Origin of the sequence: Nocardioides sp. W7 (assembly GCF_022919075.1) — a bacterium.
Lineage (GTDB): Bacteria > Actinomycetota > Actinomycetes > Propionibacteriales > Nocardioidaceae > Nocardioides.
Genome location: NZ_CP095078.1, coordinates 3,856,158 through 3,869,560 on the forward strand (window position 1 = coordinate 3,856,158; position 13,403 = coordinate 3,869,560).

Genomic DNA, 13,403 nt, shown 5'->3' on the forward strand with positions numbered 1-13,403 from the left:
GAGCGATGATGGGGGTCGCCCAGCCTCACGACGGGCGGGCTGACCGACGCGCAAGCATAACGGGGGCCGCCCGCGAGGGGCGCATTGCGGCGCCACGGAGCGGCGAGCGCCTGCGCGTCAGTCGTCGAACAGGCTGCTGTCGGCCGTCGCCGTCGGCGGCGTCAGGCCGAGGTGGGTCCACGCCGCAGGCGTCGCGATCCGGCCGCGCGGGGTGCGGGCGAGGAACCCGAGCCGCACCAGGAACGGCTCGGCGACCTCCTCGACGGTCTCCCGCTCCTCCCCCACGGCCACCGCCAGGGTCGAGACCCCGACCGGCCCGCCGCCGAACCGGCGGCACAAGACGTCGATGACCGCCCGGTCTAGACGATCCAGACCCAGCTGGTCGACCTCGTACAGGTCGAGCGCGGCCTCGGAGACCTCGAGCGTGACGACGCCGTCGGCGCGGACCTGCGCATAGTCGCGGACCCGGCGCAGCAGGCGGTTGGCGATCCGCGGCGTGCCGCGGGAGCGGCTGGCGATCTCGGCGGCACCGTCGGCGCGCAGCTCGACGCCGAGCAGACCGGCCGAGCGGTGCACGATCAGGTCGAGCTCGTGCGGCTCGTAGAACTCCAGGTGGCCGGTGAACCCGAACCGGTCCCGCAGCGGCCCGGGAAGCAGGCCGGCCCGGGTGGTCGCCCCGACGAGGGTGAACGGCGGGATCTCCAGCGGGATCGCGGTGGCGCCGGGGCCCTTGCCGATGATGACGTCGACCCGGAAGTCCTCCATCGCCATGTAGAGCATCTCCTCGGCCGGCCGCGACATCCGGTGGATCTCGTCGACGAAGAGCACGTCGCCCTCATTCATGCCCGACAGGATCGCCGCCAGGTCACCGGCGTGGGTGATCGCCGGCCCGCTGGTCAGCCGCAGCGGCGTCGCCATCTCGGCGGCGATGATCATCGCCAGGGTGGTCTTGCCGAGGCCGGGGGGTCCCGAGAGCAGGACGTGGTCGGGGGCCCGCCCCCGCCGGCGCGCGGCCTCCAGGACCAGGCCGAGCTGCTCGCGGACCCGCGCCTGACCGACGACCTCGTCGAGCGTCTTGGGCCGGAGCGCGGCCTCGACCGCCCGCTCGTCGCCCTCGGCCTCGGCGGCGGTCAGCGAACGCAGGTGTCCGGTCTCGGCGACCTCCAGCTCGTCCTCGTGGAAGGGCACGGACTACGCCCTGCTCAGCGAGCGCAGCGCAGCACGAAGCAGCGCGGCCACGTCCACCTCGGTGGTCGAGCCGGCCGCGGGTGCCACGGCGTCGATGGCCTTCTCGGCGTCCTTGGTCGACCAGCCGAGCCCCACCAGACCCTGCTGGACCTGGTCGCGCCAGGGCTCGCCGACCGCGGGACGGACGCCTGCGGCACCGCCGACGGGCGGGCCGATGCGGTCCTTGAGCTCGAGGATGATCCGCTGGGCACCCTTCTGGCCGATGCCGGGCACCTTGGTCAGCGCCTTCACGTCCTCGCTTGCGATGGCCCGGCGCAGGTCGTCGGGGCTGAGCACCGCGACCATGGCCTGGGCGACCTTGGGGCCGACCCCCGAAGCGGTCTGGACGAGCTCGAAGGTCAGCTTCTCGTCCTCGTCGACGAAGCCGAAGAGGGTCAGCGAGTCCTCGCGGACCACCATCGAGGCGGCCAGGGTCGCCCGCGACCCGGTGCGCAGCGTGGCGAGCGTGCCGGGAGTGCACATCAGCTCCAGACCCACCCCCCCGACCTCGAGCACGGCGCTGGACAGGGTCAGCGCGGCAACCTCGCCGCGGACGAACGCGATCACGCTCTGGTCACCTTCTTGGACTCCTCGCTGCGGCGACCGCCGCGTCGATACGGGCCTGGGCGCCTCCGCGCCAGATGTGGGTGATGGCCAGCGCCAGCGCGTCGGCGGCGTCGGCGGGCTTCGGCGGCGCGTCGAGCCGCAGGATCCGGGTCACCATCGCGCCGACCTGGGCCTTGGTGGCCCGACCGTTGCCGGAGACTGCGGCCTTGACCTCACTCGGGGTGTGCAGCGCGATCGGCAGGCCGCGGCGGGCCGCGCAGACCATGGCGATGCCGCTGGCCTGGGCGGTGCCCATCACCGTGCTGACGTCGGAGCGCGCGAACACCCGCTCGACCGCGACCGCGTCCGGCTCGAACTCGTCGAGCCAGGCGTCGACGCCCTTCTCGATGGTCACCAGCCGGTGCGCCACCGCCACGTCGGCCGAGGTCCGCAGCACGTTGACGTCGACCAGGGTGAGCGGCCGGCCGACCGAGCCGTCGACCACGCCCATGCCGCAGCGGGTCAGGCCGGGGTCGATCCCGAGCACTCGCATCGCGTCGCCTTCCGTCCGAACAGGTGTTCGGAGGCAACGCTAGCCCGCGGACCCCGTCGTACGACGGCGCGACACGCCTGCGCCGGGGTCAGGCCTCCTGCAGCTGCTCCATGACCTCGTCGGAGACGTCGAGGTTGGCGTAGACGTTCTGCACGTCGTCGAGGTCCTCGAGCACGTCGATGAGCCGGAACACCTTGGGCGCGGCCTCGGCGTCGAGCTCGATCTTGTTGTCCGGGACGAACGACGCCTCGGCCGAGTCGTAGTCGATGCCGGCTGCCTGCAGCGCGGTGCGGACCGAGACCAGGTCGGTCGGCTCGGAGACCACCTCGAACGCCTCGCCGAGGTCGTTGACGTCGTCGGCACCCGCCTCGAGCGTGGCCTCCAGGACGTCGTCCTCACTGACGCTCTTGCCGTCCTGCTCGGCCGGCACGACCACGACACCCTTGCGGTTGAACAGGAACGACACCGAACCGGGGTCGGCGAGCGAGCCGCCGTTGCGGTTCATGGCGGTGCGGACCTCCATGGCGGCCCGGTTCTTGTTGTCGGTGAGGCACTCGATGAGCATCGCCACACCCGCCGGGCCGTAGCCCTCGTACATGATCGTCTGGTAGTCCGCGCCGCCGGTCTCCGCACCGGAGCCGCGCTGCACCGCGCGGTCGATGTTGTCCTTGGTGACCGAGGACTTCTTGGCCTTCTGGATGGCGTCGAAGAGCGTGGGGTTGCCAGCGGGGTCACCGCCACCCATCCGGGCCGCGACCTCGATGTTCTTGATCAGCTTGGTGTTCATCTTGCTGCGCTTGGCGTCGACGACGGCCTTCTTGTGCTTCGTCGTCGCCCATTTGGAGTGTCCGGACATGCGTCCCTCTTCTTGTCTCTGCGGTGTCGCTGCTCGACCGACGATGCTACCGGTCAGCCTCGGACCAGCTCGGTGAACATCCCGTGCAGCCGTACGTCGGAGCCCACCTCGGGGTGGAAGGAGGTCGCCAGCAGCCGACCCTGTCGGACCGCGACCGGGTGGCCCTCGACGGTCGCGAGCACCTCCGCCTCGGGGCCGACCTGCTCGACCCAGGGCGCCCGGATGAACACCCCGTGCACCGGCCCGTCGAGACCGGCCACGTCGAGCGGCCCCTCGAAGGAGTCGACCTGACGACCGAAGGCGTTGCGCCGGACGGTGATGTCGAGCCCGCCGACCGTCTCCTGTCCCGCGGCGCCGTCGAGGACCCGGTCGGCGAGCATGATCATCCCCGCGCAGGTGCCGAAGACCGGCAGCCCCGCGGCGACCCGCTTCCGCAGCGGGTCGAGCAGGTCGAAGATCCGCGCCAGCTTGGCCATCGTCGTCGACTCCCCGCCGGGGATCACCAGGCCGTCGCAGGCGTCGAGCTCCCCGGGGCGTCGTACGGCGATGGCCTGCACGTCGAGCGAGGCCAACGCCACGAGGTGCTCGCGGACGTCGCCCTGGAGGGCGAGCACGCCGACGGTCGGGGTCATCGACGGGGACTACCAGCCGCGCTCGGAGAGCCGGTGCGGCTGCGGGATCTCGTCGACGTTGATCCCGACCATCGCCTCGCCCAGGCCGCGGGAGACCTTGGCGACCACGTCGGGGTCGTCGAAGAAGGTCGTGGCCTTCACGATCGCCTCGGCCCGCTGGGCCGGGTTGCCGGACTTGAAGATGCCGGAGCCGACGAAGACGCCCTCCGCACCGAGCTGCATCATCATCGCGGCGTCGGCCGGGGTCGCGATCCCGCCGGCGGTGAACAGCACCACGGGGAGCTTGCCCTTCTCGGCGACCTCCTTGACCAGGTCGTACGGCGCCTGCAGCTCCTTGGCCGCGACGTACAGCTCGTCGGCCTCCAGCGCGCCGAGCCGACGGATCTCGCGGCGGATGGTGCGCATGTGGGTCACCGCGTTGGACACGTCGCCGGTGCCGGCCTCGCCCTTGGAGCGGATCATCGCCGCGCCCTCGGTGAGCCGGCGCAGCGCCTCGCCCAGGTTGGTCGCCCCGCACACGAACGGCACCGTGTAGGCCCACTTGTCGATGTGGTTGGCGTAGTCGGCCGGGGTCAGCACCTCGGACTCGTCGATGTAGTCGACCCCGAGGCTCTGCAGCACCTGCGCCTCGGCGAAGTGACCGATCCGGGCCTTGGCCATCACCGGGATCGAGACGGCGGCGATGATCGACTCGATCATGTCGGGGTCACTCATCCGCGACACCCCGCCCTGGGCCCGGATGTCGGCCGGCACCCGCTCCAGCGCCATCACGGCGACCGCGCCGGCGTCCTCGGCGATCTTGGCCTGCTCGGCCGTGACCACGTCCATGATCACCCCGCCCTTGAGCATCTCGGCCATGCCGCGCTTCACGCGCGAGGTGCCGGTGGTCTCGGAGGTGTCGAACGAGTCGTCAGGGGTGCGTTCAGCCATACCCGGATCGTACGGCGGATCGAGGACACCGACGACTGAGCGCGGTGCTTACGAGACGGGTCCGGCAGCGACCTCGGCCAGGGCCTGACGGCGAACCACCCAGACCCGCTGGATGACGGTGATCGTGCTGGCGACGGCGAGCGCCCACAGCACGACGTGCAGCAGGATCGGCAGGTCGAAGATCGCACTGAGCCCGGTCATCACCAGGATCGCGACCAGCCGGTCGGCCCGCTCCGCGATCCCGACCTTGGCGGTGTAGCCCAGACCCTCGGCCTTGGCCCGGGCGTAGGAGGTGACCGCGCCCATCAGCAGGCAGACCAGGCACAGGACCAGATAGAGGGTGCTGTCGCCGGGACCGGCGAAGTAGAGCGAGAGGCCGATGAAGATCGCGCCGTCGCCGATCCGGTCGAGCGTGGAGTCGAGGAACGCCCCGAACTTGCTGCTCTTGCCCTGCGACCGGGCCATGTAGCCGTCGATCAGGTCGCTGAAGACGAAGGCGGTGGCGACCAGCACGCCGGTCAGCAGCATCCCCTGGGGGAAGAAGATCAGGGCACCGGCGCTGAGGCCGACCGTGCCGACGAGGGTGACGACGTCGGCGCTGACCCCCAGCCGGATGAGCAGGTGGGCGATCGGCGAGATGACCTTCGTCCAGAAGGCGCGGAAACGTTCCATCATGACTGGATCAGGCTATCGGTCCGCGAGCGCTTCGCAGACTTCGGCGACGGCGGTGGGCGCCCCGGCGACGTACCAGTCGACGCCGGCGGCCCGCACGCGGCGGGTGCCGCCGCCCGCCCCGCGGATGATCGCGGCGCCCGGCAGCTCGTCCCACGGCGGGACGGAGTGCTGGCAGAGCACGTGCAGCCGACCCTGGGCGACCGCCATCGCGTCCATGGTCCCGGAGCCGAGCATCCGCACGGTAGCGGCCCCGTTGGCCATCCGACCGAACGCCCGCCCCACCTCGTCGCCGTAGAACGGCGGGTGGAGGTACGTCGTCAGGCACGACTCGGCCAGCGGGCGGTCCCTGAGCGGTTCCAGCGGTACGCCGTCGGCTGTGGGCCAGAGATCGGGGCCACCGACGTACGTCGTGCCGGTCGCGGGGTGGTGCGCCGCGCCGAGGACCAGGTCCCCACCGTCGGTGAGCGCCAGCGCCGAGCACCACCAGTCGAGGCCGGCGACGAAGTTGTAGGTGCCGTCGACGGGGTCGATCACCCAGGTGCGACCGCTGCTGCCGGCGTGGCTGGCACCCTCCTCGCCGAGGATCGAGTCGTCAGGGCGCTCGGCGCGCAGCCGGGCGACAACCAGCTCCTCGGCCGCATGATCGGCGGCGGTGACGACGTCGGAGACCGACGTCTTCTGCTCGGCGGCCAGGCCCTGCTGCCGCATCAGGTGGGCGAGGCGGCCCGCGTCGCGGACCAGGTGGGCGGCAAGCTCGGCGTCGTCCATGGTCCGATCAGGCTAGCGGTGCGGGGAACGCGTCCGGACCCCGTAGTGTCACAGGACGGAGCCACTCAGGCTTCCTCTCAGAGAGTCCCACCATGAGCGACAAGTCGCCGCGCCAGGGAATGACCAAGAAGACCGCCAAGTCCATCAAGGAGAAGCGCGGCGAGAAGCGCGCGAAGGCGGCTGGAGACTCTGACAGCTCGATGGAGAAGCTGACCGGGAAGAAGCGCTGAGCAGCCCGGTGCCGCTCCTCACCTTGGGGGTGGTCGGCACCTCCGCGAAGGAGAACGAGCACCGGCTCCCCCTGCACCCCGCGCATCTTGCTCAACTCGACCCCGAGCTCCGGGCGCAGATCACCATCGAGTCGGGCTACGGCACCCGCTTCGGGTACGACGACGCCGAGCTCGCGACCCTGGTCGCCGGGGTCGTGCCGCGGGCGGACCTGCTCGCCACCGCCGACGTGGTGCTGCTGCCCAAGCCCCAGCTCGCCGACGTCGAGGCGCTGAGCCCCGGTCAGGTCCTGTGGGGCTGGCCGCACTGCGTCCAGGACACGGCCCTGACCCAGGCCGCCATCGACCGTCGACTGACGCTGATCGCCTTCGAGTCGATGAACCACTGGACCCGAGACGGCGGCGTCGGCCTGCACGTCTTCCACAAGAACAACGAGCTGGCGGGCTACTGCTCGGTCCTGCAGGCGATGGAGCTCGCGGGCATCACCGGCGACTACGGCCGCAGGCTCACCGCGGTCGTCATCGGGTTCGGTGCGACCGCCCGGGGCGCGGTCACCGCGCTCAACGCCCACGGGGTGCACGAGGTCGCCGTGCTGACGACCCGCGGCGTGGCCGCGGTCGGCTCCCCGATCCACTCGGTCCGGATCCGGCACCTGGACCCCGCCCCGGACGGCACCATCGACGTGATCACCGAGCGCGGCCGGGAGCCGCTCCCGGCGTACCTCGCCGAGAACGACATCGTCGTCAACTGCACCCTCCAGGACCCGCTCCAGCCACTGACCTACCTGACCGAGGCCGACCTGCCGGCCTTCGCACGGGGCAGCGTCATCGTCGACGTGTCGTGCGACGAGGCGATGGGCTTCAGCTGGGCCCGACCGACCAGCTTCGACGCGCCGACGTTCGAGGTGGGCGACCACGTCACCTACTACGCCGTCGACCACAGCCCGTCGTACCTGTGGAGCTCCGCGACCTGGGACAACAGCCATGCCCTGCTGCCGTTCCTGCGCACGGTGCTGTCCGGTCCGTCGGCGTGGGACGAGGACGAGACGATCCGCCGGGCCATCGAGGTGCGCGACGGACATGTGGCCAACCCGGCGATCCTGGCCTTCCAGGGACGGGCGGAGGAGCACCCGCACGTGCTGGTGTGAGGATCAGCCGGGCCAGGCGTCGGCGAACAGCTGACGGGTCTCGCCGAGCAGCTCGGGGAGGGTCTTGGTGCGGCCGATGATCGGCATGAAGTTCTGGTCACCGGGCCAGCGCGGTACGACGTGCTGGTGCAGGTGCGCGGCGATGCCCGCGCCGGCGATGTGACCCTGGTTCATGCCGATGTTGAACCCGCCGGCCCCGGACACCGCACGGACCACCCGCATCGCCGTCCGGGTGAGGTCGGCGATCTCGCCGGCCTCCTCGTCGGTGGTCTCCGTGTAGTCGGCGACGTGGCGGTAGGGGCAGACCATCAGGTGCCCGGGCGCGTAGGGGTAGAGGTTCAGCACCACGAACGCCAGCGCGCCGCGGTGCACGACCAGACCGTCCTCGTCGCTCAGCTTCGGGACCCGGCAGAACGGGCACTCCCCCGACGACGCATCGGTGGGCTTGTTCTCGCCGCGGATGTAGGCCATCCGATGCGGCGTCCACAGCCGGTCGAGCTCGTCTTGGTCACCGATGCCGTCCTGGTGCAGCGGCTCGTCGGGCTGACTCATGGGACAACCCTAGGGGTCGGGCCGTCGGTGCTCGCGCCGGGTGACGTGTGTCAGGCGGCGCGACTGCGGCGCAGGAACCACATCGCGATCATCCACACGGTCGCGACCACGATCGCGTTGTCGACGTTGGACTTCAGCGCCGTCGTCAGGTCGTCCCCGAAGGCCACGTCCAGCAGGCTGACGAGCACGTAGAAGCACACCGCGAAGAGCGCCCCCGACATCAGCAGGAGCCCGAGGCTGGACGTGCTTCTGGTCCGACTCATGCGGCCCACCCTAGTCGGCGACCCGGACCCGATCGCAGTCTGGGCGCGCTCGGCCAACCGGACATTGCCCAGCCTCGGGGCGCGCCCGCAGCCCTGGGGCGCGTGGCCGTCAGGGCTGAGGCTTCGGGTCGGTCAGGTGAGCTCAGTGGTGCCGGTGTGGTCGCGTTTGAAGGCCAGACCGTTGGGCGATTGCCACGCGAAGGTGGTGTCGTCGAGCTTGTCGTAGCGCCACCTGGTGTGGGTCTTGGCCCGGTGATGTCGGCGGCAGAGCGGGGCGATGTTGCAGTCGCAGGTGGGTCCGCCGCGGGCGGCGGGGTCGATGTGGTCGCAGTCGCAACGCCGGGCCGGCTTGCGACACCACGGGAACACACACGAGTGCTGCAGCAGCACCTGGCGTTCGCGGAGCCGGTCCGGGGTCTCGTAGGCATCGATGTGGACGTGCCCGGCCAGGTCGATGACCGGCTTGAGCACGACCTGGGTGTCGGAGTTCCCACACCACGTCTTGACCTGCTCGGCCGACACGAAGGACCGGGTCTCCTCGACCCGAGCCAGGTGCAGGTCGCTCCCGGCCCCGGCGAGCGCGGCTTCGGAGAGGTGCACGTGCAGGACCACCTGCCGCGGCCGCTTCCGCTGCCGGTCGTCGGGCTCCCCGGCGTTCAACTCCAACGACAGCTGCCGACGGGCCAGGTCACCGACCGCGATCGAGCGGCGGATGTCGACCGGCACGTCCAGGCCGAGCTGGCCGAGCTCGCGGGCGCGGCGGGCGACGGCGTCCTCCAGGTCGAGGGCGTCGGCCAGATCCAGGGTGCCGTGGACGTCGACGGTGCCGTCGAAGGAGACCTGCTGGGACTCGATGTCGAAGTGCCGCTTCTCGAACGCCGCCTCCCACCGAGCCTTCGCCTCAGCCGGGTCGTACGTCACCCGCGCCTCCTCGACCGTCCGGTCGAGCTGCGCGATCGAGACCTTGTGCGCCACCGGGGCCAGATGAGCGTCCACATAGGCCGCACCCTGCATGGGGAGGTCGGCGGTGGACTTCGCGATCCGCCGCGCCTTCCACACCGGCAGATCCAACGCCTGGACCCGGCCGTAGATCCTCGGCAACCGGTGCGCCAGCTCGACCGCATCCCCGAGGTAGATCCGCCCAGCATCGGTCGACAGGCCCAGCGCGGCAGCGAACTCCAACACCGAGAACTCCGCCACCAACGGAGCACCCTCGCCGGCGATCGCGACCCGCTCCTGACTGCCCGGGACCAGGCTCGCCGCCTCATCGAGAGACTCGGTCGAATGCATCGCCGCCCAGGCCACTGCGGACGCCAGCAGGTTCGCCGAGGCCTGGGCCTCGGCCTGCCGTTCGGAGCGCACGAACGCGAGCAACGCGGATGCGTCGTCGCAGTCGTGAACCTCACCGTTGGCCATACCAGTAATGTATTCGAGGCCACCGACAGTCCGGGTTGTTCCTTCACAGCGGTGACCACAACGGTCGACCCGAGCCAACAGTGAGCCGACCAGCAGCCGCGACCAGGTACGACGAGTGCCGCCCACGGCGACCTACTTAACTCACTGAGTCTTTGAATCGGCCTGGCGCCGAACGCAGACCACGACCCACCGCCGCAACCCACCGCCGTACTTCGACTCACCGGGTTTCGACACGGTCGCTAGCGCGACCTGCTCAACCACCGGGGGTCGGCCCCTGACCAGGGTTACAGCGGTGCCCACGACGGTCGACCCGACGTGACCGGGATCCGACCAGCAGCCGCGACCAGGTACGACGAGTGCCGCCCACGGCGACCTACTTAACTCACTGAGTCTTTGAATCGGCCTGGCGCCGAACGCAGACCACGACCCACCGCCGCAACCCACCGCCGTACTTCGACTCACCGGGTTTCGACACGGTCGCTAGCGCGACCTGCTCAACCACCGGGGGTCGGCCCCTGACCAGGGTTACAGCGGTGCCCACGACGGTCGACCCGACGTGACCGGGATCCGACCAGCAGCCGCGACCAGGTACGACGAGTGCCGCCCACGGCGACCTACTTAACTCACTGAGTCTTTGAATCGGCCTGGCGCCGAACGCAGACCACGACCCACCGCCGCAACCCACCGCCGTACTTCGACTCACCGGGTTTCGACACGGTCGCTAGCGCGACCTGCTCAACCACCGGCAGCCGCGTCACGGGCGGAAGACCTCCAGTCCGAGCCAGGCCGCGAGGGACTCGATCTCGGCGTCGACCGCAGCTCGCACGTCCACGGGGAACGGCTCGTCCTCGTGGACGGCGTCGACGCGGAGCACGCCCTCCTCTCGCTCGGCGGTGGCGTCGAGCTTCCCGACGAGGCGGTCGCCGTACAGGATCGGGAGCGCCCAGTAGCCCCACCGACGCTTCGCAGCGGGCTTGAACATCTCCAGCTGGTAGTCGAACTCCAGGAGCTCGGTCGTACGACGGCGGTCGATCACCAGCCGGTCCAGCGGCGAGAGCAGGGCGCACCGCCCGGTGAATGGACGCCCCAGGTAGGCCGGATCGACCCGCCACTCCCCCTTCACCCCGGCCACCACCGCCGGTTCGCCGGCGGGACCGACGCCGTTCGGCTCGACCGGGTGGGCCGGCGCCTTCGCCCGGGCGATGCCGAGTGCGGCGAGCCGGCGCCGGTCGCGCTCGGCCAGCGCATCCGCCACGGAGGGGACCGGGTCGTCCGGGTAGATCCGCGAGGCGAGGTCCCAGCGCGGCTCCTTGCCCTCCCGTCCCGCGCGGGCGACCTCACCGAGCTCGACCATGAAGGCGACGAGCATCTTGACGCTCCTGTGGTCGTTCCAGCCGCTGGAGCGCCACGGGACCTCGCAGGTGTCGGGCAGGTCGCGCAGGCGCAGCGGGCCGTCCTGGCGCAGCAGCTCCAGGAGGTCGCGGCGGCAGCCGTCGTTGGCGGCGACCCAGTCGCGGTTGCGCTCCTCCCAGTCCTTCAGCTCGCCCGTCCCCGGCCAGGCAGCCATCTCGGCCCGGAACAGCGCGAGGTCCGCGGCCGGTCGCGCCAGTCCGTGGTGGTCGATGAGCGTCAGGTCCTCCAGTGCCTCCTGCAGCTCGCCGGGGCGGTACGACGACCCGAGTCGACTCCACAGCACCAGGTCGGCACTCGGGACGATCGGGGCCGCCGGGTCCAGCTGCAGGAACGTCAGGTGGCACACCACGTCGGCCAGGGACGAGGGGCGGGGCACGTCCAGCAGCTGCGCCTGGACGGCGATCCGCCGGGCGTCCTGGCGGGACAGCTGGTGCACCTCGGTCACGACAGGACCGTACGCGCGTCAGCCGGCGATCAGTACTGGTGGAACCAGCGACCCAGGTCGGTCTCGATGCCGGGGCAGGTGACGTTCTGGTCGCGGCCGGCCTCGACCCACTGCCCGAGCACCGGGGCGCCGCCCTGGATCGACCAGTCGGGGCCGCAGCGATCGAGCGCCTCCGCGCGTGAGGTCTGGCCGGCCGCACGCCACTCGGGGAGGCCGAGGGCGAGGTCGCCGACGACCCGGGTCCACAGGTGCGGGGTGGAGTAGACGCCGACCTCGTAGTCGGCGTCGGCGTACGCCCGGACCGCCCCCTCGACGACGGCGCCGTTGACGGCGGTGTCGCTCCCCCAGTCGAAGTCGGGCACCGGCTCGACGTCGACCCACACGATCGGCGAACCGAGGCCGGCACGGCGCATCGTCGCGACGTTGGCCAGCCCCTGCTGGTAGCCGGTGTTGGCCAGCGCGCCGAGGTCTGTCGCGCCGTCGTACGGCCCGTCGGCGCCGTGCTCCTCGACCTGGGCCGCGGACGGCAGGCTCGCCACGGCGTACGCCGCCGCCATCAGGCCGCGCTCGCGGACCCAGTCGACCTGGTCGGCCAGGCAGGGATTCTCGGTGAAGCCGGGACCGTTGGTGAGGCCGAGGACGACGTACTCCGCCTCCGGCACCGGCATCGGCGAGCCCTGGGTAGGTCGCTCCGGGATGCCCATGCCCTTCGGGCACTGGGGCCAGCTGGCGTCGGCGCCCAGGACCGGCACGCCCGCCGGGCGGACGGGCGGGGCCGCGCTCGCCGGAGGCATCACGGCGGCCCGCTGCTCGGCCAGCTCGGCGAGCGCCCGCACGCGTGAGGACGCCTCGTCCTGGCGCGAGGTCACGACGGACGTGGGTCGGGCCGGCGACGGAGCCGCCTCGGGGCCCGATGACGAGTCGGAACTGCAACCCCCGAGCACAGCGACCGCTAGAAACAGTCCCGGGAGAGCGGCACGGCCTTCCCCAATTCTCATGAACCCGACGTTATCCGCTCCACGAGGCGCGACGTGCGTGCTTAGCCTCCGACGCATGCAGATCAGGGAACGCCTGCGCAACCTCGGCTACGACACGCTCCTACGCGTCGAGACGAAGGGGATCGTCCAGACCAACATCCCCGACGGCTGCCATGCCGCGTCCGCCGACTACGCGATCGTCAGTGCCGTGCTCGACGACCTCGACCTGCGGCCCGACGACGTGCTGGTCGACATCGGGTGCGGCAAAGGCCGCGTGATCTGCCTCGCCGCTCGCCGGCGGCTGGCCCGGGTGATCGGGATCGACCTCAGTCCCGAGATCGTGGCCGTCGCCGCCGAAAACGTACTGCGGCTGCGGGGCGCCCGCTCCCCCGTGGACGTCGTCGTCGCCGATGCCGTGACGTACGACTACTCGGACGTCACGTGCGCCTACCTGTTCAACCCGTTCGAGCACTTCGTGCTGGACCGGGTGCTGGCGAAGATCGAGGCAGACCGGGCCGGCGCGCCGTTCCGGTGCGCCTTCGTCAACCTCAGCGACGTCCAGCGCGAGACCTTCGAGCAGCACGACTGGCTCAGGCTCACCGAGGAGCGGGTCCTCGGTGGCCTGAGCGTCGCGAGGTACGAGGCGCGTACCTAGTGCCGCGGGTCAGAAGTTCTTGTGCGCTTCGCGCACCCAGAGCACGCACCTCGCGGCGTTGCCGACGCTCGCGGGACGAACGGGTACGGCGTCGCGCCGGCGCCTGGCGAGCCACCCACT

At 71.1% G+C, this 13,403-nt stretch carries 16 protein-coding genes; 3 read left to right on the forward strand and 13 right to left on the reverse strand.

What is annotated here, in order from left to right:
• Nucleotides 1-117: 117 nt before the first annotated feature.
• The 8 genes from ruvB to MUB56_RS18285 all read right to left on the reverse strand — a co-directional run bounded on the left by ruvB (nucleotide 118) and on the right by MUB56_RS18285 (nucleotide 6,187).
• Complete coding sequence (gene ruvB / locus MUB56_RS18250; protein ID WP_244928433.1) at nucleotides 118-1,188, reverse strand: Holliday junction branch migration DNA helicase RuvB; 1,071 nt, start codon at nucleotides 1,186-1,188, stop codon at nucleotides 118-120.
• A 3-nt stretch (nucleotides 1,189-1,191) separates the two neighbouring features.
• Entirely contained in the window at nucleotides 1,192-1,794 is a 603-nt protein-coding gene (ruvA, locus tag MUB56_RS18255) for a Holliday junction branch migration protein RuvA (RefSeq protein ID WP_244928434.1), read from the reverse strand.
• Between the two features lie 7 nt (nucleotides 1,795-1,801).
• Entirely contained in the window at nucleotides 1,802-2,326 is a 525-nt protein-coding gene (gene ruvC, locus MUB56_RS18260) for a crossover junction endodeoxyribonuclease RuvC (RefSeq protein ID WP_244928435.1), read from the reverse strand.
• Nucleotides 2,327-2,414: 88 nt separating this feature from the next.
• Nucleotides 2,415-3,182, reverse strand: a complete 768-nt coding sequence (locus MUB56_RS18265; protein ID WP_244928436.1) for a YebC/PmpR family DNA-binding transcriptional regulator — start codon at nucleotides 3,180-3,182, stop codon at nucleotides 2,415-2,417.
• Nucleotides 3,183-3,235: 53 nt separating this feature from the next.
• On the reverse strand, nucleotides 3,236-3,814 hold the full coding sequence (gene pdxT / locus MUB56_RS18270; protein WP_244928437.1) for a pyridoxal 5'-phosphate synthase glutaminase subunit PdxT: 579 nt from the start codon (nucleotides 3,812-3,814) through the stop codon (nucleotides 3,236-3,238).
• A 9-nt stretch (nucleotides 3,815-3,823) separates the two neighbouring features.
• Nucleotides 3,824-4,744, reverse strand: coding sequence for a pyridoxal 5'-phosphate synthase lyase subunit PdxS (gene pdxS / locus MUB56_RS18275; RefSeq protein ID WP_244928438.1), 921 nt, complete (start codon nucleotides 4,742-4,744; stop codon nucleotides 3,824-3,826).
• Between the two features lie 48 nt (nucleotides 4,745-4,792).
• Nucleotides 4,793-5,419, reverse strand: coding sequence for a phosphatidylinositol phosphate synthase (gene pgsA, locus MUB56_RS18280; RefSeq protein WP_244928439.1), 627 nt, complete (start codon nucleotides 5,417-5,419; stop codon nucleotides 4,793-4,795).
• 12 nt (nucleotides 5,420-5,431) lie between these two features.
• Nucleotides 5,432-6,187, reverse strand: a complete 756-nt coding sequence (locus MUB56_RS18285; RefSeq protein WP_244928440.1) for an inositol monophosphatase family protein — start codon at nucleotides 6,185-6,187, stop codon at nucleotides 5,432-5,434.
• Nucleotides 6,188-6,279: 92 nt separating this feature from the next.
• Here MUB56_RS18285 and MUB56_RS18290 point away from each other — a divergent pair, with 92 nt between their 5' ends.
• Together MUB56_RS18290 and MUB56_RS18295 are read left to right on the forward strand one after the other, a co-directional pair.
• On the forward strand, nucleotides 6,280-6,417 hold the full coding sequence (locus tag MUB56_RS18290) for a hypothetical protein (protein ID WP_244928441.1): 138 nt from the start codon (nucleotides 6,280-6,282) through the stop codon (nucleotides 6,415-6,417).
• A gap of 8 nt (nucleotides 6,418-6,425) precedes the next feature.
• Nucleotides 6,426-7,562 (forward strand): N(5)-(carboxyethyl)ornithine synthase, encoded by a 1,137-nt coding sequence (locus MUB56_RS18295; protein ID WP_244928442.1) that lies wholly within the window; start codon nucleotides 6,426-6,428, stop codon nucleotides 7,560-7,562.
• 3 nt (nucleotides 7,563-7,565) lie between these two features.
• On the opposite strand, the gene MUB56_RS18300 is transcribed toward MUB56_RS18295, so the two are convergent.
• The 5 genes from MUB56_RS18300 to MUB56_RS18320 all read right to left on the reverse strand — a co-directional run bounded on the left by MUB56_RS18300 (nucleotide 7,566) and on the right by MUB56_RS18320 (nucleotide 12,520).
• Nucleotides 7,566-8,114: an HIT domain-containing protein gene (locus tag MUB56_RS18300; RefSeq protein WP_244928443.1), complete on the reverse strand. Its 549-nt coding sequence runs from the start codon at nucleotides 8,112-8,114 to the stop codon at nucleotides 7,566-7,568.
• Between the two features lie 50 nt (nucleotides 8,115-8,164).
• Complete coding sequence (locus tag MUB56_RS18305) at nucleotides 8,165-8,377, reverse strand: hypothetical protein (protein ID WP_244928444.1); 213 nt, start codon at nucleotides 8,375-8,377, stop codon at nucleotides 8,165-8,167.
• 132 nt (nucleotides 8,378-8,509) lie between these two features.
• Entirely contained in the window at nucleotides 8,510-9,793 is a 1,284-nt protein-coding gene (locus MUB56_RS18310) for an HNH endonuclease signature motif containing protein (RefSeq protein WP_244928445.1), read from the reverse strand.
• Between the two features lie 754 nt (nucleotides 9,794-10,547).
• On the reverse strand, nucleotides 10,548-11,651 hold the full coding sequence (locus MUB56_RS18315; protein WP_244928446.1) for a crosslink repair DNA glycosylase YcaQ family protein: 1,104 nt from the start codon (nucleotides 11,649-11,651) through the stop codon (nucleotides 10,548-10,550).
• Nucleotides 11,652-11,680: 29 nt separating this feature from the next.
• The gene (locus tag MUB56_RS18320) at nucleotides 11,681-12,520 is read right to left on the reverse strand and encodes a hypothetical protein (protein WP_244928447.1); all 840 of its coding nucleotides are present in this window, start codon (nucleotides 12,518-12,520) and stop codon (nucleotides 11,681-11,683) included.
• A gap of 184 nt (nucleotides 12,521-12,704) precedes the next feature.
• Between MUB56_RS18320 and MUB56_RS18325 the strand changes: the two genes are divergently transcribed.
• Nucleotides 12,705-13,283 (forward strand): class I SAM-dependent methyltransferase, encoded by a 579-nt coding sequence (locus tag MUB56_RS18325; protein WP_244928448.1) that lies wholly within the window; start codon nucleotides 12,705-12,707, stop codon nucleotides 13,281-13,283.
• Nucleotides 13,284-13,403 lie beyond the last annotated feature (120 nt).

Bases quoted from the DNA above. Each gene is read 5' to 3' on its own strand.
- ruvC (WP_244928435.1), bottom strand. From the start codon at position 2,326: ATGCGAGTGCTCGGGATCGACCCCGGCCTGACCCGCTGCGGCATGGGC.
- MUB56_RS18265 (WP_244928436.1), bottom strand. From the start codon at position 3,182: ATGTCCGGACACTCCAAATGGGCGACGACGAAGCACAAGAAGGCCGTC.
- pdxT (WP_244928437.1), bottom strand. From the start codon at position 3,814: ATGACCCCGACCGTCGGCGTGCTCGCCCTCCAGGGCGACGTCCGCGAG.
- pdxS (WP_244928438.1), bottom strand. From the start codon at position 4,744: ATGGCTGAACGCACCCCTGACGACTCGTTCGACACCTCCGAGACCACC.
- pgsA (WP_244928439.1), bottom strand. From the start codon at position 5,419: ATGATGGAACGTTTCCGCGCCTTCTGGACGAAGGTCATCTCGCCGATC.
- MUB56_RS18285 (WP_244928440.1), bottom strand. From the start codon at position 6,187: ATGGACGACGCCGAGCTTGCCGCCCACCTGGTCCGCGACGCGGGCCGC.
- MUB56_RS18290 (WP_244928441.1), top strand. From the start codon at position 6,280: ATGAGCGACAAGTCGCCGCGCCAGGGAATGACCAAGAAGACCGCCAAG.
- MUB56_RS18300 (WP_244928443.1), bottom strand. From the start codon at position 8,114: ATGAGTCAGCCCGACGAGCCGCTGCACCAGGACGGCATCGGTGACCAA.
- MUB56_RS18305 (WP_244928444.1), bottom strand. From the start codon at position 8,377: ATGAGTCGGACCAGAAGCACGTCCAGCCTCGGGCTCCTGCTGATGTCG.
- MUB56_RS18310 (WP_244928445.1), bottom strand. From the start codon at position 9,793: ATGGCCAACGGTGAGGTTCACGACTGCGACGACGCATCCGCGTTGCTC.
- MUB56_RS18325 (WP_244928448.1), top strand. From the start codon at position 12,705: ATGCAGATCAGGGAACGCCTGCGCAACCTCGGCTACGACACGCTCCTA.